Genomic DNA, 21,179 nt, shown 5'->3' with positions numbered 1-21,179 from the left:
GTTAACTAAGCTTACTTCACGCCTCATACCTCGCGGCTAGCTCTACAACGGGATAAACAAAGAATAAGAAGATAGACAGGGAAGCAGGTTAGACCTTGGTCTTACAGAAACATCGAACAAAGGTGACTAGAATGATTTGAGTTGCTCACCGTTTTATCAAGGATTACACAAATGGAAGTTGGATTGTTCTGGGCTGAAAAAGGGATGCTAGTGCTTGGCGCACTGTTTGTTTTGACGAGCATGATGCAGTACGGAAGACGCAGTAGCGATTGGAAAGGCGTGATTACGATGTTCTACAAGCGTATCCCAATGAATATTGCGGAATACAAATGGTACCGACTCGGTATCGCGCTATTGGTTTTTGCTGTGATTATCCGTTTCGCATTGTTGATTCTATGGCCTACCTACCAGTTCTAGCTATCTTGTATTCGCTCTGACATCTTGCATTAGCTCTCACGTGTTGGATATATAGATGCGAAAAATGCATGAGTAAACCGAGCCTTAATAAACTCACTTATTAAGGCTACCATTTAATAAAATAGTGCTAATACTCAATAATATTGAGTTGCTATTGCCTTTGTAGCATATTGTTTTTCATAAAGAATAATGCGAGATAATAGCTTACCCACTTGTTTCATCATTCTTACTAATAATCTACACATAAATCCATTCACCCCGTACCTGATACCATAATGATCTGTTACACTCGTTCGAATTAGCTTTAATTTGTCGGTGGTGCATTTATGTCGTTCCCAGTTCTTATATGTGATGATTCTGCGTTAGCAAGGAAGCAGATGGCTCGATCACTGCCTAGTTCTCTAAATGCAGATATAACTTTTGCTGTTCATGGGCTTAATGCACTTGAAGAGTTAGCTCAAAACCAGTTCAAACTGATGTTCCTCGACCTCACCATGCCGGAATTAGATGGCTATGGCACATTGGAAGAGATGCAACGTTTAGGTGACACCACGCCTGTTGTGGTTGTTTCTGGTGATATCCAACCAAAAGCGCAGCAGAAGGTCATGGACCTTGGTGCCAAAGCGTTTTTGCAAAAGCCGATCGATAAAGAAGCGTTAAAAGCCATTTTACGTGAGCATGTTGAGCCACCAAAACAGCCTCAACTCATTACGCCTTCGCCTTTAGAACTCCCAATACTTCGCCGACGTGACATCTATATGGAAGTCGCGAACGTTGCGATAGGTCGTGCAGCCGATGCATTGGCGCGCCACTTTAATGTATTTGTGCACTTACCATTGCCGAACGTAAACATCTTCGAAGTGAGTGAATTGCACATGGCACTTCGTGACCTCGCAGACAACGACCAAGTATCGGGTGTTTGCCAAGGCTTCAGCGGAGAAGGCATCGCAGGTGAAGCATTAGTATTATTGAGTGACTCCAGCGTGAGCGATCTTAAGAAGCTCATGAAGGTGCCAACCGAAAGCGAACAGCTTGAAGAACTCGAACTGCTGATGGATGTATCGAATATCCTAGTCGGTTCATTCTTGAATGGTTTAGGGGAGCAATCCGAGGTTCGTTTCTTCCAGAGTTCTCCTGTTCTACTAGGGCAGCACATCTCGATTGATTCTGTGATTGAGAATACCAGTGGCTCGTTTAAGAAGACCATGACCTTCGAAGTTAGCTATAACATTGATGGCACTTCTATCCGTTGTGACCTTCTGTTTATGTTCGTTGACGAATCTTTGCCTCTTCTAGACAACAAGTTGGCCTACCTAATGGAGGAGTTTTAATATGCTGAATCTTCCTGCTGAATTTGAACAGTTCCACTGGATGGTGGACATGGTTCAAAACGTCGATATGGGGCTGGTGGTCATTAACCGTGACTTTCAGGTACAAGTTTGGAATGGCTTCATGACGCACCATAGCGGTAAGCAATCGCATGATGCTATTGGTAAGTCTATCTTTGAATTGTTCCCTGAGATTCCTGAAGAGTGGTTTAGGCTCAAAACCAAGCCCGTTTATGACCTAGGCTGTCGCAGCTTCATTACATGGCAACAAAGGCCTTATCTGTTTAAGTGTCGTAACGTTAGGCCTGTAACTCAACAAGCCGACTTCATGTATCAGAACGTCACGCTAAACCCAATGCGCTCGCCAACAGGCCAAGTTACCTCACTGTTCCTGTCTATTCAGGATGCAACGGCAGAAGCGCTGATGTCTCAAAAGAGCTAACCCATCTTGCGATGACTAAAGAGCTTTAGAAGAGCAATCCAAACATCGAATAAAAATGGCTAAGGTAAATCACCTTAGCCATTTTTTTGCTTTCTATTCTTTAATTGACCTTAAAGGCTTCGATCTTTTTCGTCTGCTCACTACAAATCTCCACCATTTACTCTGTTTGTCAGCTTAGCGAACTCTCTTTGTTCGAACCTTATTGCTCTTGAATCTAAATTGAAGAGCAATAAGGTGATGAAGAAGCATGCTCTCGGTTGTTGGTAGTTTATAAATTTTGTTGTTTTAGGTGGCTTTTAATAGAGGTCGAACTTTGGATTGTCGAAACCAAATGAACCTTGCCTTCAAGATCTAGCCGATTGAGGCGTGTTTCTCATACTTGATGCTAACCAACAGCACGATGAGTTTGCCGAATTTGGTCGAAAACAGAAATAATTTGGAAAAAAATCGAATTTATTTAAGAAAAAAGGCATTTTTTTGTTGGAGAAAAGTGTGATTTTTATGTGATCTCGAGGCACTTTCTTCACATATTTGCTTAATGAAGGCGATATTGTGTAAAAAAGAGAGGAAAACGATTGCGCAATAAACCGACAGCGTTTGCGTGATTGGTTCGCTAAGTTATTAATTAGTAAGAATTTAGTAGGAAAGTGTTACTTGGGAGGTTTTACCAGATATGGAATCTTCGAGAGGATAGCACAAAAAAAAATGAAATATCAGACTTGCTGTTACTAAATCACGACCTATAATGCTGAAAACCGGAGCGTCTGCCAACGCTCCGGTTTTTTTGTGTCCGAAGAAAAGTAAACTCGTCTGCCAACGGTTTTACTACGCATTTCGCGAGAGACACATAATTTTATGAATCAAGGAAAACACCATGCGTATCGAACAAGAACTTAAGTTAGGTTTCAAAGATGTACTCTTCCGTCCGAAGCGTTCTACCCTTAAAAGCCGTTCTCAAGTTGAATTAACCCGCGATTTTACATTCAAGCATAGCGGTCGTCAATGGTCTGGTACTCCAGTAATTGCAGCTAACATGGATTCGGTAGCAAGCTTTGAAATGGCAGCTGCTCTAGCAGAGCACGGTGTAATGACTGCAGTACACAAGCACTACACAGTAGAGCAGTGGGCTGAGTTCGCTAAAACAGCAGACAAGAAAACACTGAACAACGTATTTGTATCAACAGGTACATCTGAAGCTGAGTTTGAGAAGACTAAGCAAATCATGGCACTTAGCGAAGACTTCGTATTTATCTGTATTGATATCGCTAACGGCTACTCAGAGCACCTAGTTGAGTACGTACAAAAAGTACGTGCAGAATTCCCGAACAAAGTTATCTCTGCTGGTAACGTTGTAACAGGTGACATGGTTGAAGAGCTAATTCTAGCGGGCGCAGACATCGTTAAGGTTGGTATCGGCCCAGGTTCAGTTTGTACTACTCGTGTTAAAACAGGTGTAGGTTACCCTCAACTTTCAGCAATCATCGAGTGTGGCGACGCGGCACACGGCCTTGGCGGCATGATCATCGGTGACGGTGGCTGTTCATGTGCGGGTGACGTATCTAAAGCGTTCGGCGGCGGTGCTGACTTCGTAATGCTAGGCGGCATGCTAGCTGGTCACTCTGAGTCAGGCGGTGAAGTAGTAGAGCAAGACGGTAAGCAATACATGAAGTTCTACGGCATGTCTTCACAGTCGGCTATGGACAAGCACTCAGGTGGTGTTGCTAAGTACCGTGCTGCAGAAGGTAAAACTGTACTTCTTCCGTTCCGTGGCTCAGTTCACAACACAATTTCTGACATCCTTGGCGGTGTACGTTCAACTTGTACATACGTAGGCGCAGCAAAGCTTAAAGAGCTAACTAAGCGTACGACTTTCATCCGTGTACAAGAGCAAGAGAACAACGTATTCGGTAAAGAGTAATCTGAACGAATTCGAATAGTTTAAAAATCAAGAGCCGCTTTTTAGCGGCTCTTTTTTTGTCTGGGACTTATAAAGAAATTTTTGATGGAGAGCCTACTTCACCGATCAAATCCTTTAAAAAAGGTGGGTGAAATAAGGTGTCTGAGTTGTTTCAATGTTAGGCGTTCACCCAACGCATTATTGCCCCAAAGCTTTTTAGGCCCGTCGAAATGAGTGCAGAGAATGCGCTAGAATAGACCAAATTAATCTAATCCATACATCTGAGGGTTATACGGAAAATTTCCGTAGTTTAATCCCGAAATTCTCTTTCGAATTACACAACAGATTGATACTGGTAGCGTTTCATAGTGAATAACCGCAATTTTGTCTATAAAGCGTTGGTGTTCAAGAAAAAAATTTAGATTCTGATACGATATATTGTATGTGCTATCAAAACTTAAGGTGTTAATGTGAGTCAAAAGCAAGCTCTCGATAATCTCAAGATCATCAGAAATGATCCTCTAAAGGAACATCGAGAAATGATGGAAGCTTTGGCTAATCCAATGAAAGGTATGCATGGGCTAACATCATCATTCCAAGATCCTTTAAAAGAGCACCGTGAAATGATGGAAGCTTTGGCTAATCCAATGAAAGATATTCATGGGCTCACATCATCATTCCAAGATTCTTTAAAAGAGCACCGTGAAATGATGGAAGCTTTGGCTAATCCAATGAAAGATATGCATGGGCTCACATCATCATTCCAAGACCCTTTAAAAGAGCACCGTGAAATGATGGAAGCTTTGGCTGATCCAATGAAAGATATGCATGGGCTAACATCATCATTCGAAGACCCTTTAAAAGAGCACCGTGAAATGATGGAAGCTTTAGTTAACCCAATGAAAAATTTACATGGATTAACGTCATCATTCGAAGACCCTTTAAAAGAGCACCGAGAAATGATGGCTGCTTTAGTTGACCCAATGAAAGAGTTGCGTGCAATGACTCTATCATTTCCAGACCCTTTAAAAGAACATCGTGAAATGATGGAAGCTATTGCTAATCCAATGAAGCAATTCCAAGCAACAATGGCTAACATCATTGACCCTGTCAATTTGTTTCAACAGAATTCGTCCTTAGCTATATTGAAGCAGATGGCTGAGGTTGAGTTATTTGATGCAGCAATGCGGTCAACGAAAGTTACTGAAGCTACAATCAATGAGATATCTTCCGAAATACTGGTAAGTTCAGCTAACTCAGAATCTGAAAATTTAGAAAGCCTTCTCAATAATATCTTACTGGAAATTAAAGCATTAAAAGAACCTAAGCTACAACACCTTATTGTTAGCTATATTTTTCCGTTAATCCTAGTGATGTTAAGTATTATTTTGGCTCCTATAGCTGATTATCACATTAAGGCATATCTACAGTCAGATAAAAGGTTACGTAACAAAGCAGTGAATCAACAAGTAGTATCGTCAGCACCTGACCGTGAGATTCTAAGTACACTACGATATGTTTCCGCTGATACTTTAAATGTTCGTGCTAAGTCTTCTATTAAATCAGCGATCTTAGGGTATTTTCACCATGGTTATGTTGTAAGTATCATTCGTAAAGACAAAAATTGGTCTCTAGTTGAATGGATAGATCAAGAGTCGGGATTACAGGTTACAGGATGGGTGAACACTAGATACCTTAAGCGGTTTAGGTAAAAGAGCCCGAACAAACGACTATGGCTGCAACATAACTAATTCGACTTATCAGTTTTAGTTTGCATACCCAAACTCATTTGTCCAGAATCGTGACAGTTGGTATTTCGTAGCTCGCAAATGCCCCATTATTTGGTAGACCTTTCACTCATTCATATCCTGTTCATGGACTTTTTCCATACTAAAAGTTATGCGACACAGAAAATATCCCCGATTATTTTCCTCACTAGTCCATTGGGTTAGGTTGAAGCTTAAAAAAGAAAGAGCTTATTGCCCATTCATTTAATGCTGGTGTAAACTTGGAAGACATGGGAGAGAGTTGGTGTAAATCATTGGATAGAATAACATTTTTTACTAGGTTAGAACGCCAGATTCTTTCTGGTAAAAAGACTGCAACGATTAGAGATAAATCTGAAAGCCATTATTACCCTGGACAGGTTGTTGAAGCATTTACTCACGAAGATGAGCGGAAAATCTGTAGACTAGAAATAGTTGATGTTGAGTTTGAAAAGCTCTGTAGAAAGCATGCCAAAGCGGAGAATTTACCATTTGTTTTTATGCTCAAATGGCTATTACGAAAGATATACCCAACGGAATCTAGTTTGTGTTTTGTCAGCTTTAAAGTTGTTGGGTAACTCACGGCACCTTAGTATAAACATTCACCCACGGCAACCCGTAACTAAGAAATGCCCCTTTTCCAGTTAGCTCTTCTACTCATTCACATTCTGTTAATGTACATCCCCCATATCAAATGTTATCCGATTTTAACATCCCTAGAAATTATGGTTTACTGAATAGTCCGATATCTAGACTGGAATGCTACTTGTTGGTTATTAATTGGGGTGTTGTATAGAATCTAAAATTATCTGGACGTAAAATGCAGAGAATAGCTGTACAGAAAGAAATTTATGCAAAAGGCGAAAATCAATTGAATCAACCTATTTTATACATATTTTCGGGTCTTCCAGCTACAGGAAAATCGACACTGGCGAAGTTGTTAGCAGAGAAAATGGGGGCGATGTACGTTCGCATTGATACTGTAGAGCAAGGGCTTAGAGATCTTTGTTGCTTCAAAGTTGAAGGGGAAGGTTATCGTTTAAGTTACCGAATTATTAAAGATAATTTAGAGCTTGGTATTAGCTGCATTTCTGACTCTTGTAACCCTATTGAGCTAACGAGAAACGAGTGGCAAGAGGTCGCGGAAAGTGTTGGTACTAGGTTCGTCAATATTGAAGTTAGTTGCTCTGATAGTGATGAGCATGAAAGAAGGGTCAACGCTCGACAAAGTGAAGTAGAAAGCCTAAAGCTACCTGATTGGCAACAAGTAGAGAACCGTCACTATGAGGAATGGAAAACAGAAGTTATTAAAATCGACACTTCAGGTAAGAATATCGAAACATCCTTTATAGAACTAACTGAAAAGTTGGGCGTTTAATACTCTGGTGCAGTGACATATTGAAAATCAAAAATGCCCTATTGTGTATAGAGTGATTATTCATCCTGGTTTCATTAATCTGTCTTTGAATATGTCATTTATAATGAATAGATATGTGCTTAGTTGATTAACTGTCAGATTAAGCTACGTCTGCTGTGACTGATTTAGTTACTATTAAGACTTCTGTTCATAGTATGTCACTTATTAGGACAAGATATATTTCAAACGATGCCACAGGCGGCCGTCAATTGCAGATAATCCTAATGCTATTAATGCCATTCCCAAAACATGAATGAGTTCGAGAGATTCGTTAAGAAATAGCCAGCCAAGGAGAACAGCAGACACTGGTACGAGTAATGTGACCAGCAATACGTTTGTTGCGCCTGCAAGTTCAAGAATTTCGAAATAAAGAACATACGCTATCGCAGTGGACGCAACTGCAAGTCCTAATATAGCTATCCATGTGCTCGTGTGTACCTCGCTCACATCGATAGTACCGTCAACAAATAACGAAATCGGCAACAAAATAAGCGTTGAAGCTGTTACCTGTCCTGCCGCCGTAATTACAGGGTTTGCCCCCAATGATTTGAATCTACGTCCATATACTCCCGCAAATGCATAAGATATGGCTGCGCCAACAATGGCAAGTTGTGCTAACAAATTACTATCTCTACCTAACGTGGGTACGCCTATCATTACCGCTACACCCACGAAGCCGAGAGCAACACCGACTAGTTTTAACGGCGTTGGCCGCTCATCAGGCAATAGAATTCCTGCTACCACTATGGTGAATATCGGTGTTGCGGCATTCAGAATCGAGGCCAGGCCTGATGCAATCTGCGTTTGCCCCCATACAATCAGAACAAAAGGGATAACGTTGTTCAGCAATCCCATCCCTAAGAATGCCCCCCAGACTTTTATACTTTTTGGCGGGCGTAAGCCAAGCATCAAAGCTATCCCCCATAGTGTAAATGCCGCAATTCCTACTCTAAGTGTCACTATGGTTAATGGAGGAAGGTCATAGACCGCTACGCCCACAAAGAAGAAAGAGCCGCCCCATAATATGGAGAGTAAAATGAGCATGCCCCATACTTTTGTGTTCATAGAATGAATAGCCGACGTCATAATAATAAGCCTCAAATTAAGTCAATACGTTTTAACTTAGAGAATACGGGATTGGCTTGACATGAGTAAAATGACTAATAATATATGTACATATGAAAAAATATAATATCAATGTAAAAATGCTTAAAGTTCTGGTGTCACTTAGAGATACAGGAAGCGTTAGTCGCACTGCCGAGCAACTGCATGTTACTCAATCTGCCATTAGCCATACTGTAAAGGCTTTAGAAAGTACTCTAGATACACAGATTCTGGTAAGGGAAGCTCGGGGTGTTACCTTAACAGCGGCAGGCAAGAGTGCGAGTGAATCGGCGAATGTGGCTCTTTCGGCCATCAATGATATTTTACAGTTAGCGACGACCGTTGTTTCGGGCACGATTCAAGTAGCAACAGTGAATAGTGTCTCTCGAGCTATTCTTCCAGAAGTTTTGGTTCACACACGTCGAAATTATCCAAATATTGAAGTTAAGCTCTTAATAGGGACAGATCAGGAAGTCGAGCAGTGGGTTAAAAGTGGGATTGCTGATATTGGCATAGCCTACAATCTGCAAGCCAAAAGTAGTGAGTTACTAATTGAAGATCAGTTTTATCTTATTCAAGAACGAGGGAAATCTTCAAGCACAAACCTAGCATTATCTGATCTATGTGACAAAGGCTTTGTCATGTCTTCATCTGGCTGTGAGCCGTTTATACAACAAATCTTTGAGCAGTCAAATCAAGAACTCAACGTCAAAGCAACGGTGTCTGATATCGGCGCCTTGTTTTCTATTGTTTCTTCAGGCTACGGAGTATCGCTTGTCCCTGGGCTAGCTTTTCCTAATGATTGGAATAAGCAGGTGATGCGACAACCAATGACACCTTTCTTAGGTTGCTCATTAAGAATGATGTCTCCAGAGACGAGTGCGTCAAACGAAGCTGTTCAAGTTATATTGGGGTACATCAGAGAGGTTTCTAAATCTATCAAGATGACCTCTTAAGCAAATTATAATTGGTTGATATCGAGAGAAATTAATTTATAAACACCAAAATTTGTTGTTCATGAGCTTTAACAAGCTGCACATAGAGTTACCAACTATCGTTTTTTAAGCTCAAAAAGGTTATCAGAATGATAAATATGAACGCCCTCACCGAAGCAGCGAACAAGCTTTTGTTTTTGTCCAAAGGTTAGCTAAATGGCATCGATAACAAACGCATTTTGTCCAGAGGCTTTATAGACCTGAAATTTTACTCGTGGCACTTTTCTCAAAAAGTGCCAGCTAGCTCAGATCTACCCCTTTCCAAGCTAGCGCCGATTTTATTTCTTATTGTCCTGATTACGAATTGACTTAGATTTGCTAACAACTGTAGTTTTGATTAGTGTAATTTCGGGGAGCATCACTAACCCACATCCATAGCATGAGACATCTGGGTCTTATCAAATTTACTCTGACGCCATTTTCCATACTCGGCATCGTTATGAGTAAGGTGAATTAGATTATTCACCGTACTTGCGGCGAATACACAGACTACAAAAATCGTTCGATCATTGGTTGAGTTAAGGGACAGATGTTATGGTCAAGCGATATCGAGGGCGATGCAAGTTACTGCTCAAACATAGAGAGAGCTTGTGGGTTTTCCTTAAGCAAACTTCAATCCCCTTAACCAATAATGAAGCTGAGCGATGTATTAGAGGCTTTGTCATTCAAAGAAAAATTAGCTTCGGAACGACCTCGGATGCAGACGATAAATTCCATAGTAGGACCCATACGCTCATCGAAACCTGCCAAAAAACGGGGCTTTTCAGCAATGTCAGTGTTGAGCGATATCATCACGTCAGTCATTGAGAAGAAACTGTACCCAAACGTCTTTAATCTTTAGAACGTCCCCCCTTTTAATAAATCAAATTATCCCAGTGAACGTTTACAAATAAATTAACACATATGAAACCCCATGCACAGGTCGCATTTTATGAAATAACCTCTAATCAGAATTGATCATCAATAAGATCTATACTTATATAATATTTTCAGTTCTAACTCTAAGGAGTTATTGATGGATATGTTAGGTAAAGATTGCTTATTGCAACTAGTACTTGAACACTTTCAAGAAGATATAGCAAAGTCCGTTAACTTTGTGACTGGCGAGGTTGGTTTAACATATTCAGACTTACCACATAACCTTATTTTTTCTATGGATCTATCTCTTGTGGAAAAAATTTATCCCACTAGCTAACCTCGCTTATGTTTTAAATCTATTAAAATGCCACCTCAAGGTTTAAATATGGTAACTGACAACTTTTTCTATAACTCTGAATTATATAGAGATTACAGTGAGCTTGTGATCGAAAGACAGGTAAGAGGGAGTGATTTACTTATTTGCTGTTTAGATACAGGTCAATACTATGATAGCTTTTCATTAGCAATGTTACATTCTTATTACGAACAAAAGCCAGAGGTGTTCGCATCTGGTTTTTGTCGGATTATGTCTTTAGTCGACAACAATTGTTTTAGAAAAATTAACTGTAAAGGGAACTTCAAAGAAAGGTTATTTAGTAACACCCGGGGAGAATTAGCTGAATATCTAGAGTCTAACAAAGTTAAAATGAAGAATAGTCATTTTTCAATCAATCGAAAAATAGAAAACAAAATCACATTTAATAACTATGACCACGTTAATTTAAATCAGTACAATAGTAGGTTAGATGCCATTGTTATCGCATCATTAACCAATGAGTATCACGATATTGTCCGTAAGTATGCTCATGACATCCTTATACCTGGAGGGCATGTTTTTATTTGTGATAACTCCCATGTCCTAGAACTTAAAGGAATGCGGTGTTTAAAAAAAGGGGTTTATGTTCGTGTTTAGATTGATTTTCCTGTTGAAGCTCTCTTATAATCAATGGAATAAATTAGCAGTAGTTACATGAGCTACTGCTATTCGTTCTTGCCAGAGAAAGTTTCCGTTTTTCAAACCAGATTCTTGTATTATGCGAGTTTGAAGCGGTTAATCGTACACATGAGATTTTCCGAGATACCTCTAAGTTCCCGGCTCGAATTGGCCATTTCGGTAGACTCACTCGACACTAAAGTCGCCATATCACTTAAGCTGGCTACGTTACGATTAATTTCGTTCACGGTGAGTGTTTGCTCTTCAGCTGCAGTTGCAATGTGTTGCGCCATACCTTCGATCTTATTAACTTGCTTGTTACTCTCATCAATCTTGCATCCTGCTTGTCCGGATAGCTTTGAGGCTTTATTCGCTTTATCAACCCCTTGATGCATTACCGTAACGACATTTTCAGCGCCAACTTGCAACTTTTCTATAATATTTTTAATCTCAAGTGTCGACTCCTGAGTACGTTGAGACAAAGTCCTTACTTCATCTGCGACCACAGCAAAGCCCCGACCATGATCACCGGCCCTGGCAGCTTCAATGGCAGCGTTTAGTGCTAAGAGGTTTGTTTGTTCAGCGACTCCTCGAATAACTTCTAGAACCGTATCAACATTTTTTGCATCAAGCGCCAACTTCTGGACTGCTTGTCCTGCGGAGGTAATGACTGCCGCCATTTCGTTTGCTTCTATCACATTATTTTGAATAATTGAGGAACTCTTCTGTGTCTCCTGCGCTGCAAACCGACTTGCTTCGTTTGCTTCAACTGTTCGCCCAGCAACTTCCTCAACGGTAGCAAGCATCTCTGTCATGGCTGTAGCAAGCATATCCACGTCGTTTCTTTGTTGGTTGAGACTATCATCTATTTGGTGTACCGAATCAGTTAGTTGAGTTGCCGACGCTGATACTTGAGTTCCAATACCCTGAATACCGAGCATCATTAATTGAATAGACTCTACAAACTGATTGAAATAACGAGCCAAGAAAATCAGCTCTTTACATCCTTCTTCGGGTATTCGTTGCGTTAGATCGCCTTCGCCTTTTGATAGTGCTTTCATCGCAGCCAAAGTACGATTTAATGGGAGAGTGATGGTTTTGATGAAGTAACCAACTATCAGTGAGAGAGCACCTAAAATAGCTATTGCATAACCTATCGATGTTACCTCAGCACGGTGAGTCATCGCTTGCAAGGCCACCATATTTACACCTGAACCAACCATCCACCCCCAAGGCTCCAACATTATTGCATAACTAATTTTTGGCTCTAGCGTCTGCTTGTCTGGGTTTTTCCAATGATAATCAATGAATCCACCGCCATTTTTCGCAATTTTATACATTTCTCTGACAAAATATTTCCCCTTACTATCTTGAAGGTTCATAATGTTTTTACCTAAAAGAGAGGAGACACCTGTAGCTATTTGCTTTCCTTCTCGATTACCTACAAAGATATAGTTGCCACCATCAAATCGCATATTTGAGATGGCTTCTAATGCACGTGTACGTGCTTCTTCTTTACTCAATTTACCCATTATACTCTGATTTTCATAATGCCTAATAACGCTAACGGCGCTTTGAACTAGAGTCTTTACCCCTTTTTGATAGCTCTCACGCACATGTTGGCGTGATCCTTCTATATTTAAAATAGTATTTACAAGTAAAGCGATTGCCAACAAAGCTAGAATCGCCCAAACCCTAACAGAAATAGATAAATTTCTAACTTCTTTAATTATCATAGTTTTATCCCCTAATCAGAAAAACGTCCCAACGCAAGAATAAAGCTGTTATTTAAAAACAGAATTAGCAGGGCCTAATTTTTATAATATAAAAGTAGCATATATTAATGGTTTAGTTTGGTACATAATGTAAATTAAAGAAATCACCTAGTTAATGATGAATTAGATAATTAAAGCAGTTGATTATTAAGTTAATAACCTATATTTAAAAAGGCATATTCTTTCAAAGAAAATCTATAAGCAGTATTTTCAACCTAGTTCGAATGTACTTTGTTAGACTGATATAAACAGAACTGAAGCTCTTTAATCTTTATCCCCCCTGACTTTGTTGCTTAAATTGGGCGCTGACGGATCCCCTCATATTTTCCCTAGTCCTGCATTGTGTGTGAGCCTTTGATATTCGAACATTCCCCATTGATATTGGGATTCGTTAATTTGATATCGCCGATGATTTCGTACCTCTCTTCCTAGACGAGGTATGGATAGAACTCGGCGGTGTTTAATGCTGTTGGCTTGGAAGTCAAAATGCCACTTGGCTTGTACTGCAATGAGGCCATTCCACCACATCAAGATTTCAGCGAGCAACGCAATAAGAAGCAGGATATCTAATCGCTTAGTACAACGAGTTCTGTTGTGGCGAAGTGCGATCCCATAGGCGGTACTCTTTAGATCGCGGAAGGCTTCTTCTATTTGCATGCGCTTGGCGTACAGGTTGGTAATTTGTACTTCATTTAAGATGTGTCTAGGGACATTGGTCGCGAGTAACCACGGCTCCTTTGCACTACGTTGATAGAGATGTGTAGCGGAGTGTTTTTGGCTGGTTCTGCTATGGCGTTGGGCTTTTCTGCCTTTTTCTAATCCCTTATAAACATAGGCTTCACAAGATATCGGTGATCTCTTTGCTAATAAGCAGTGGCCAAGATATTTGGGTTTATGGACAGCGTTTGGATAAAAGGTTTTATTTGAGATCCAAGGCTTTTGAGGTTGTTTGATTGATACTTCACCTCGGACACGACCTAACCAAAACCAACCTTTCTCCTGAACTTGGCGGAACCAAGTATTTCTAAAACCCGCATCAGAAACGATGATCGGACTGATTTTATTCGGCAAAATACTCTGCAATTTATCGAGGAATGTTTGGTGACTTTTCGGTGAGTTGTATTGGCCATACTCAAAAACTTGTTCAAAGATTGTGATGGCTCGACCATCAAGTGCAACGGATGCTCTTAACGTCATATAACGAAGTTGTTCACGAACATCAGACCAATCAACAAGGATCACAGGACATGGGTTAGCGCCCGTTATTAAGTAGGCATGCCATTTGTAAATAAGGTCTTTTTCACGATGTAGTTGGCGATTTCCAAGCAGTCTATCAACGCGTTTGATCGCATGTTTTACCGTGGTATTAGTTTCCAGTTTCCGACCTAGTTTAGTCAGCGTTAAGTCTGAGCCGTCAAGTACATTTTTTGTAGCAAGTATCAGAGAACTAACGCGTTTTTTGTGAATGGAGGGGCATTGGTTTTGTATGGTTTGTTGTAACATCTGAATATCGCGCATCGTTAGTTCACTTGTTCGAAATGTGTGTTCAGCGATATTCATTAGATCAAAGACGGCGATGCGCGTCTACCTCATTGTTTTTATGCCTAATTATGAGGGGATTCGCAAGAATTGGGCGTTGTTGCCTAAATTAGTTGAACCTTTTCCAAGTCCTGAGATCTGATCATTTGAAGTGGTTGGAACGGTGGTGACATGAGTAAAGCGAAGAAGAAGATAGCTAACTGGGCGGAGTACAATAAGGCTCTTTGTAAACGGGGTTCGGTTACGTTCTGGATAGATGATTCAGCCGTAGATGCATGGCGATGCAAAACCCATCATGGCAAGCGTGGGAGAGGCTTTCAGTACTCTGATACCGCGATTGCAACTGCCTTGATGATTAAGGGCATCTTCTCTCTTCCATTACGGACTCTTCAAGGCTTTATCGACTCTATTTTTGAGTTATTGGATGTTCCACTCACGTCCCCTGACTACACCTGATCCGCTCCAGCAATTTTGGACACTAAGTTACGTAATTTCCCATACTTGAAGTTATTCGTATTTTACTAATTTAAGTAAAAGCTCTAAGTGATTTCTGTCCAAAAGCTTCATAAATCCAGTGTATGTAGCTACATTTCCACAGCTCCAAGAAAAAGCCCTCACTGTAACGCAATGAGGGCTTAAATCAAATTCCACGAATCAAACCGAAGATTAATTCACAGCGTAGTGTTTTCTTGCTGCATCAAGGATCTTGTTGGCTTCCACGTCGTCGCCCCAACCTTGTAGTTCCATACCACCGCTTGGGCCTTTGTAGTTTTCAAACCATAGACCAACGATGTCTTGGACGCCCGGGTAGGTAGCGTTTAGTTCGTTTAGCGAAGCAATATCTTTAAATGGTGAATCGTTAGTGAGAACAGCAACGAGTTTGTCGTCTTGCTCGCCATCATCTAGCATTTTCATCACACCGATCAGGCGTACAGGAACAACTTCACCACGTGGTACAGACTGACCAAGAACAATCACATCTAACGGGTCGCCATCACCACCAAACTCTTTTGGAAGTGCAGTGCGTGGGATAGAGCCGTAGTTACCTGGATACCCAAGGTAATTAACTACGCGTGGTTCGCCTTTTTTGTGTTCCCAGATAACTTGCTTGTCATTGTCTTTGCTAAGTTCCCACTTAGCGGAAGTACCTGTTGGGATCTCTACAATTGCATTGACAATGCCATCAGCAGAAGCTGCTGAGTAATCATTAAAGCTTGAGTTTGCTTCAAGGGTAAATTGGTCTAATTGCTTTAATGCAGGAGCTGATGCCGCTGCTAAGTCATAGCTTAAACCATTGGCGGTAGATGTTGTTTTGTAACGCAGCATATAGTCAACTTTACCGCGCTCTTTGAACAGTTTATCGAAGCCTTTTTGGTTATATGCGCTGAACTGCCCCATCTGCTTAACGGAAAGATTTGAGCCACCAACGTTGTTGGTATCCATAGATAGGATATGGTTGCTGACCGCATTAACTGCCTTTGCGTAACCTTCGGTAGAATTTAGATCAAAGTCTGCAGCATCAATCGCTTTACGTACCTCTTTAGACCAGTAAAACTCTAAGAATGGGACTGGCTGATTTGGCTTGTTCCAGCCCACATCACGAGAAAAGTACATCAGTGAGCGATATTGATCGTTAGCAAAGTTGGTTAGCCCAAGAGAGGTTGGAAGTTGTTGATAGCTAATCGCTTCGCCTTTGTTATCAAACAGCCATGTATTACCGTCTTTTACCATTTGGTTCCAGAACGCATCCATGTTTTTGAGGTTGCGGTAATCTTTATCAACCACCACATTCACATTGAATGATGCGCCACCTTGCGACATACGGTAGAACACATTGAACGTATGGTGACCGTCAGTCAGGTAGTATTCATCGTTGGGTGCGATAACCACTGTCTTCATGTCTTGTTTACGTGCACCTGTTTCCATTTCACAGGTGAAAGTCGAAGGAATATTCGGGTGTGCTTGGTCTTTGATGCTCGCTATGCCTTTTTGGCCATTGGCTTCACAGATTTCATCGAACATCTTTTCTTGGTCAAATTGGTAACGACCCAGCTTGTACATAATTTGATCATAACCCACAGATGGTTGAGTTGGTTTTAACTCATGGAGACCAAGCTTAATAACATCGCCTTCAGAGACATTGCTTGCGTGAGTGGGTAAAGCGAAGATAGCCAGAGCGCCAATCGTGGCAAAAATCCCAGTCTTTTTCATAAGTCCTTCTATATATGAAATAAAAATTATGCGCTAAATTAATATGCAATCATGACATCAATATTTCACTTTGATAAAGAAGATGTTGCATTCGTTCTGTCATGGGCGACTGATTTCGGCCTACCGACTAAAGGCTTTGCTATATCTCAGGTAATCCGTTAAGTGCTAATTTGGTAAGATCATGAAACAGTTTTGTCCAGAAATGTGTTTTGGATAAGTAGATTATAAAATCATGACGTTTCAATATGATTTGAACATAAAGAGCCGCTTTTAACGGCTCTTTCTATTTGAGTTTTAGCTATCACTCAGTAGAGCGTTAACTTTCAATTTTTCTATTTCTCATAATTCGAAGGAAACAGTGCTCGCTTCGCTTCTTCATCACGTTCGGTTTTAAATTCAACGTCTTTGCCGGTTTCACGAGCGCGAAGTGCGGCTGGGCGAGTGTTGATGGCGTTAAACCAACGCTTCAAGTTCGGGTAAGGTTCTAAGCCTTCTTCACCAAGCACGAAAGGTGCTTTATCAATCCAACCCCACGCGGCGACATCGACAATCGTGTACTCATTTCCGACGATAAATTCACGACCTTCCATATGCTTCTCTAACACTTCGTAGTGACGTTGTGCTTCACGTAGGTAACGGTTCACAGCGTAATCTAAGCCTGCTGGTGCAGCATGGCGGAAGTGTACCGATTGACCTGAATAAGGACCAAGACCACTCGCGATAAACATCATCCAAGAGAGCAGTTCGGCTCTGTCTTCTGGCTGCCCACCTAGCTTGCCCGTCTTCTCTGATAGGTACAGAAGGATAGCGTTAGAATCGAAAACGCGTTGTCCTTCGTCTTCAATCGCAGGTGTTTTCCCGTTCGGGTTTATTAAGCGATATTCCGGTGCGTGTTGTTCGCCTTTTAAGGTATCGACAGGAACAAGTTCAAAATCTAGGCCTGTCTCTTCTAGAAACAGAGCGATCTTCATTGGGTTTGGTGTTTGGTGAAAATAGAACTTAAGCATGGGGTAACTCCTTGTATTGGTAATTCATTAAAGCACCGCTTGAACGATCGTTCAATAATTGATTTTGAATTATTTGAAAATCTGCAGACTCGCATTCCAAATCTATGTGTTGAAGACCTCGTTATTTGAACGAGTGTTAACATCGAGCGATTCAGTGTGTTGGATTCAAGTCGTTGAAAAAATGAGCTTAAACCTGCTTCTTTATTCGTTGTTTTATGCGAGGTTTGGATTTTTGATGGGTGGTTTTTGGCGGGATAGGGTGTATGGAATCTGCAGTCAGATATTCCAACATAACTGCTGAGCAGTGCTTCAAACCAGAATTATCTGGATACACAGGCTTATTGGTAAGTTCAAAATCGTGATCTGCTGCCACACCTTATGCAACAAATGAATATAAACGTTAGAGATTAAGGTGTGCTTCACGGTTTTTTAATCTTAGAGACTTACATTGGGGAGCAAATCTGATGTGAACACTTAACGACACAGGATCTTTCCATGAAAAAGAACATTATCGCCCTCGCTCTTGGTGGCATGCTGGCTTTTGGCGCAGCTCCATTTTCTTTTGCAGCTAACGATGGCGCAGTACAGGCTTCTGCGGATTACGCGCAGTTGGTGACTAAGCGACAAGTTGTCGATCAATTACTTCTTGATGCGTTGCAGGCGTTTAAGTCTCCGGCAAGAATTTCTCACGCGGGCTTCACGGCTAAAATGCCAAGCAACATGGAAATTGTGACTAACCGATTGTTAGAAGCTTACCAGTTAGAACCTTACCGTACTGACTTGTTGATCTCGGCTGCGAACGCTCAGATCTACAACAAGAACGCAGAGCGCGCGATTGAATTGTTTGAGCAAGCGCTGACGGTTGCACCAGATGATGTTGACCTTCACGCTTACCTTGCGGTTTGGCAGCGATTTGAAGGTAATGAAAGTGAATCCAACAAGCATATGGAGAAACTGGAAAGCCTGAACAAAGGCAAAGCAGAAGACATCAAACGCATTTTTGCTACGGTAGACCGCGTGTTAGAAACACCGCTTAAAGAGTCTGCGGATAAAGGCTTGCTTGATGATCATGGCGCGATCGTTACTTTGGGTTACGCGCTTAATCCAGACGGCTCTATGCATCAAATTTTGATTGAGCGTCTTGAGACAACATTGGCGATGGCTAAAGCGAACCCTGATGCGATGATCGTGTTAACGGGTGGTGTGCCGAAGAACCACAAGACTGAAGGTAAGTTAATGGCAGATTGGCTTATCGAGAAAGGGGTAAGCAAAGATCGCATCATCGAAGAGAACTACGCGACCAGCACGGTAGGCAATGCCTTGTTCAGTAGCTACGCGCTTGCTCGTCATGATATTAAACACGCGACCATTATCAGCTCGGCAAGCCATGTTCGTCGTGGTCAAACTCTGTTTGAAATTGCTAGCTGGCAAACTGGCCCTCAGGGCATTACCTTCGATACGGTTTCTTACCCAGATAAGCCGCTAGAAGATCTTAAGAAGGCGAGTGATAGCGAGTTACTAGGTATCTACCGTGATGCTCTTAGAACGTATGGGATGTGGAGCTACCGCTCTTACCCATTAGAGTCTCGCTAGGCTTAGCGTTACTTCACAGTAGGTAAAGTATAAGTTGCTAGTACAATCGAGCACAGCTAGATGGTATGCTGTGCTCCTACTTAATTTAGTGTTTCAAAGGCAAAAAAATGAACCCGATTTTAGCAATGTTGAAAGAGAACAATATTAGCGACGAGCAGATCAGCGAGCTATTCAAAACGTTGACCGAGAACCCTCTTGCAGCAATGGCGACGATCAGCCAACTTGGTTTACCACAAGATAAACTTCAAATGCTGATGGGCCAGGTAATGCAAAACCCTGCGCTAATCAAAGAAGCAGTTGAAGAACTTGGCTTAGATTTTTCTAAGGTTGAAGCCGCTAAAGAGCAACTTCAAAAATAAGAGAGTTTGAATGAGCTAATATCGAATTAGCTTAATCAACATTCAATAAAAAGGTCGTTTAAGTTCAGCAATAGGCTGTCTTAACGGCCTTTTTTGATCTTGGTGGCAATTTGGGACTTTGATTGAGTTGCTTTCAATTACCCTATCTGACTCCATACACACCGACTATTTCAACAAAATTGACAGCAATCTTGCCAAACACGTGCGACTATTGACAATTTACTTACTAGACTTAATTAACCTATGTGCGACCTGATATGTGCACCTTGATGAACAGAGTTTTTGGATGGAGAAATCCCTAAATAATAGGGGTAACCGATTTTGGTATAAGCGCTGTTCTTCTATGAGCCACATTAAGGAAAAGAATAAGAGGGCAACAAACTAAGCCCTTTATTGAGCAGTGATTTTATAGGAATGAGTTATGAAGTATTTAAAGGAAACGGCTTTAGCGAGCCTTGTGCTAGCTGGTCTTGTCGGCTGTGGTGGCGATTCTGGATCATCAAGCAGTACGACACCCATTACCTTGAGCGTGAGTGATGCGCCCGTCGATGATGTTAAAGATGTGACGGTGACATTCAGCAAGGTGGCTTTACTTCCTCAAGGGGGAGGTTCGCCACTGATTTATGATGTGTATAAAACGGACGAAAACGGCGATTACGTTGATGAAAATGGCGATCCATTACCCGATGGTGCGGATCCTATTCCATTAAGTGTGAATTTGTTGGATTACCAAGGTAGCGATGCGCTTCCTTTGATTGAAAATGAGATTATTCCGGTAGGCAGCTATAAGTTGTGTGTGTTTGCGAATGATGGCGATCACCCAACAGATCCATCTTACGTGGTAGAAAATGATGATACGAATCGTGAGTTAACGGTGAAAGGCGAAGGCGCGTGTCCGCAAGGTGTGGGTAAAGAAGATAACGCTGGCGTGCTGTACTTTAATAACTCATTCAATGTGAACCAGCAGAGTAACGATTTTGTTGTCGAGTTCGATCTTCGACGTGGCCTAAAGAACAGTTCGACATATCCTGATTACACTATTCAAAGAACGTCTGTAAGCCTTATCAATACGGTTGAGACAGGAAACATTGAAGGTACTGTTGCAAAGCAGACTTTTGACGCTTGTAGGGTTACAACTGATAATAGCTTTGTTCAGTCAGTCTACTTGTATGAAGGTAATGTCGACAAAGATGACATGGCTCCGATTGGCGGCAGCGAGGATGTAAAACCGATCACTTCAGCTTCGGTTGTACTTGGAGAAGATCAAACCAATTTTGAATTCTCTTTAGGTTTCATCGACCCTGGTACTTACTCATTAGGCTATACTTGTACCGCGCAGCATGACAGTGATGAAGACAATGTAGCACCATTAGCTGCTGGGTTCGCAATATACGAAGCTCAGAATGGCGTGCAAGTCACCGTAGGTCAAGACAGCCAAGTGTCATTCTAACCTTGATGTGAATTATGCTTTTTAATT

18 protein-coding genes and 2 pseudogenes are annotated in these 21,179 nt (G+C 41.3%); 15 read left to right on the top strand and 5 right to left on the bottom strand.

Translation table 11 applies throughout. The features are described 5' to 3' along the window. Positions 1-171 precede the first annotated feature (171 nt). From L0992_18775 to L0992_18745, 7 genes are all read left to right on the top strand, one after another. A complete protein-coding gene (locus L0992_18775; protein ID XGB70061.1) occupies positions 172-417 on the top strand; it encodes a hypothetical protein in 246 nt (81 codons plus the stop codon). 326 nt (positions 418-743) lie between these two features. Continuing rightward, entirely contained in the window at positions 744-1,748 is a 1,005-nt protein-coding gene (locus tag L0992_18770; GenBank protein ID XGB70060.1) for a response regulator, read from the top strand. Between the two features lies 1 nt (position 1,749). Further along, positions 1,750-2,187 (top strand): PAS domain-containing protein, encoded by a 438-nt coding sequence (locus L0992_18765; GenBank protein ID XGB70059.1) that lies wholly within the window; start codon positions 1,750-1,752, stop codon positions 2,185-2,187. An 874-nt stretch (positions 2,188-3,061) separates the two neighbouring features. After that, positions 3,062-4,105, top strand: coding sequence for a GMP reductase (locus L0992_18760; protein XGB70058.1), 1,044 nt, complete (start codon positions 3,062-3,064; stop codon positions 4,103-4,105). Positions 4,106-4,554: 449 nt separating this feature from the next. Further along, on the top strand, positions 4,555-5,796 hold the full coding sequence (locus L0992_18755) for an SH3 domain-containing protein (GenBank protein XGB70057.1): 1,242 nt from the start codon (positions 4,555-4,557) through the stop codon (positions 5,794-5,796). A 338-nt stretch (positions 5,797-6,134) separates the two neighbouring features. After that, positions 6,135-6,428 (top strand): N(4)-acetylcytidine aminohydrolase, encoded by a 294-nt coding sequence (yqfB, locus tag L0992_18750; protein XGB70383.1) that lies wholly within the window; start codon positions 6,135-6,137, stop codon positions 6,426-6,428. Between the two features lie 293 nt (positions 6,429-6,721). Further along, positions 6,722-7,228, top strand: a complete 507-nt coding sequence (locus L0992_18745) for an AAA family ATPase (protein ID XGB70382.1) — start codon at positions 6,722-6,724, stop codon at positions 7,226-7,228. 204 nt (positions 7,229-7,432) lie between these two features. On the opposite strand, the gene L0992_18740 is transcribed toward L0992_18745, so the two are convergent. Beyond that, positions 7,433-8,353 carry a DMT family transporter gene (locus L0992_18740; protein ID XGB70056.1) on the bottom strand — a complete coding sequence of 307 codons (921 nt, stop codon included), beginning with the start codon at positions 8,351-8,353 and terminating at the stop codon, positions 7,433-7,435. A 92-nt stretch (positions 8,354-8,445) separates the two neighbouring features. On the opposite strand from L0992_18740, the gene L0992_18735 reads away from it, so the two are divergent. The 4 genes and pseudogenes from L0992_18735 to L0992_18720 all read left to right on the top strand — a co-directional run bounded on the left by L0992_18735 (position 8,446) and on the right by L0992_18720 (position 11,197). Further along, positions 8,446-9,327, top strand: a complete 882-nt coding sequence (locus L0992_18735) for a LysR family transcriptional regulator (GenBank protein ID XGB70055.1) — start codon at positions 8,446-8,448, stop codon at positions 9,325-9,327. 441 nt (positions 9,328-9,768) lie between these two features. Beyond that, positions 9,769-10,207: pseudogene (locus L0992_18730) on the top strand (transposase). A gap of 174 nt (positions 10,208-10,381) precedes the next feature. Continuing rightward, the gene (locus L0992_18725) at positions 10,382-10,561 is read left to right on the top strand and encodes a hypothetical protein (protein XGB70054.1); all 180 of its coding nucleotides are present in this window, start codon (positions 10,382-10,384) and stop codon (positions 10,559-10,561) included. Between the two features lie 48 nt (positions 10,562-10,609). After that, positions 10,610-11,197, top strand: coding sequence for an SAM-dependent methyltransferase (locus L0992_18720; protein XGB70053.1), 588 nt, complete (start codon positions 10,610-10,612; stop codon positions 11,195-11,197). Positions 11,198-11,316: 119 nt separating this feature from the next. Here the strand turns inward: L0992_18720 and L0992_18715 are convergent, their stop codons facing one another. Both L0992_18715 and L0992_18710 read right to left on the bottom strand, forming a co-directional pair. Further along, entirely contained in the window at positions 11,317-12,954 is a 1,638-nt protein-coding gene (locus L0992_18715) for a methyl-accepting chemotaxis protein (protein XGB70052.1), read from the bottom strand. Positions 12,955-13,311: 357 nt separating this feature from the next. Beyond that, positions 13,312-14,511: an IS4 family transposase gene (locus L0992_18710; protein ID XGB70051.1), complete on the bottom strand. Its 1,200-nt coding sequence runs from the start codon at positions 14,509-14,511 to the stop codon at positions 13,312-13,314. 192 nt (positions 14,512-14,703) lie between these two features. Here L0992_18710 and L0992_18705 point away from each other — a divergent pair. Next, positions 14,704-14,985: pseudogene (locus L0992_18705) on the top strand (transposase). 213 nt (positions 14,986-15,198) lie between these two features. Here L0992_18705 and L0992_18700 read toward each other — a convergent pair. Then, positions 15,199-16,743, bottom strand: a complete 1,545-nt coding sequence (locus L0992_18700) for an inorganic diphosphatase (protein XGB70050.1) — start codon at positions 16,741-16,743, stop codon at positions 15,199-15,201. Positions 16,744-17,075: 332 nt separating this feature from the next. After that, positions 17,076-17,750: a glutathione S-transferase family protein gene (locus L0992_18695; GenBank protein ID XGB70049.1), complete on the bottom strand. Its 675-nt coding sequence runs from the start codon at positions 17,748-17,750 to the stop codon at positions 17,076-17,078. 495 nt (positions 17,751-18,245) lie between these two features. Between L0992_18695 and L0992_18690 the strand changes: the two genes are divergently transcribed. The 3 genes from L0992_18690 (at position 18,246) to L0992_18680 (ending at position 21,152) form a co-directional block, all read left to right on the top strand. Next, a complete protein-coding gene (locus L0992_18690; GenBank protein XGB70048.1) occupies positions 18,246-19,343 on the top strand; it encodes a YdcF family protein in 1,098 nt (365 codons plus the stop codon). A gap of 107 nt (positions 19,344-19,450) precedes the next feature. After that, positions 19,451-19,702: a DUF2999 domain-containing protein gene (locus L0992_18685; protein XGB70047.1), complete on the top strand. Its 252-nt coding sequence runs from the start codon at positions 19,451-19,453 to the stop codon at positions 19,700-19,702. A 421-nt stretch (positions 19,703-20,123) separates the two neighbouring features. Next, complete coding sequence (locus tag L0992_18680) at positions 20,124-21,152, top strand: DUF4382 domain-containing protein (GenBank protein XGB70046.1); 1,029 nt, start codon at positions 20,124-20,126, stop codon at positions 21,150-21,152. The last annotated feature ends 27 nt before the right edge of the window (positions 21,153-21,179 follow it).

This window comes from Vibrio pomeroyi (assembly GCA_041879425.1).
Classification (GTDB): Bacteria; Pseudomonadota; Gammaproteobacteria; order Enterobacterales; family Vibrionaceae; genus Vibrio; species Vibrio pomeroyi_A.
The sequence above is the reverse complement of the archived record's forward strand: the minus strand, read 5'-3'. Positions and strand labels throughout refer to the sequence as shown.

What these genes read in the sequence shown, in the direction of transcription:
- L0992_18695 (XGB70049.1), bottom strand. Translation starts at nt 17,750, where the DNA reads ATGCTTAAGTTCTATTTTCACCAAACACCAAACCCAATGAAGATCGCT.
- L0992_18715 (XGB70052.1), bottom strand. Translation starts at nt 12,954, where the DNA reads ATGATAATTAAAGAAGTTAGAAATTTATCTATTTCTGTTAGGGTTTGG.
- L0992_18775 (XGB70061.1), top strand. Translation starts at nt 172, where the DNA reads ATGGAAGTTGGATTGTTCTGGGCTGAAAAAGGGATGCTAGTGCTTGGC.
- L0992_18710 (XGB70051.1), bottom strand. Translation starts at nt 14,511, where the DNA reads ATGCGCGATATTCAGATGTTACAACAAACCATACAAAACCAATGCCCC.
- L0992_18720 (XGB70053.1), top strand. Translation starts at nt 10,610, where the DNA reads ATGGTAACTGACAACTTTTTCTATAACTCTGAATTATATAGAGATTAC.
- L0992_18725 (XGB70054.1), top strand. Translation starts at nt 10,382, where the DNA reads ATGGATATGTTAGGTAAAGATTGCTTATTGCAACTAGTACTTGAACAC.
- L0992_18770 (XGB70060.1), top strand. Translation starts at nt 744, where the DNA reads ATGTCGTTCCCAGTTCTTATATGTGATGATTCTGCGTTAGCAAGGAAG.
- L0992_18685 (XGB70047.1), top strand. Translation starts at nt 19,451, where the DNA reads ATGAACCCGATTTTAGCAATGTTGAAAGAGAACAATATTAGCGACGAG.
- L0992_18735 (XGB70055.1), top strand. Translation starts at nt 8,446, where the DNA reads ATGAAAAAATATAATATCAATGTAAAAATGCTTAAAGTTCTGGTGTCA.
- L0992_18690 (XGB70048.1), top strand. Translation starts at nt 18,246, where the DNA reads ATGAAAAAGAACATTATCGCCCTCGCTCTTGGTGGCATGCTGGCTTTT.
- L0992_18680 (XGB70046.1), top strand. Translation starts at nt 20,124, where the DNA reads ATGAAGTATTTAAAGGAAACGGCTTTAGCGAGCCTTGTGCTAGCTGGT.
- L0992_18740 (XGB70056.1), bottom strand. Translation starts at nt 8,353, where the DNA reads ATGACGTCGGCTATTCATTCTATGAACACAAAAGTATGGGGCATGCTC.
- L0992_18760 (XGB70058.1), top strand. Translation starts at nt 3,062, where the DNA reads ATGCGTATCGAACAAGAACTTAAGTTAGGTTTCAAAGATGTACTCTTC.
- L0992_18765 (XGB70059.1), top strand. Translation starts at nt 1,750, where the DNA reads ATGCTGAATCTTCCTGCTGAATTTGAACAGTTCCACTGGATGGTGGAC.
- L0992_18700 (XGB70050.1), bottom strand. Translation starts at nt 16,743, where the DNA reads ATGAAAAAGACTGGGATTTTTGCCACGATTGGCGCTCTGGCTATCTTC.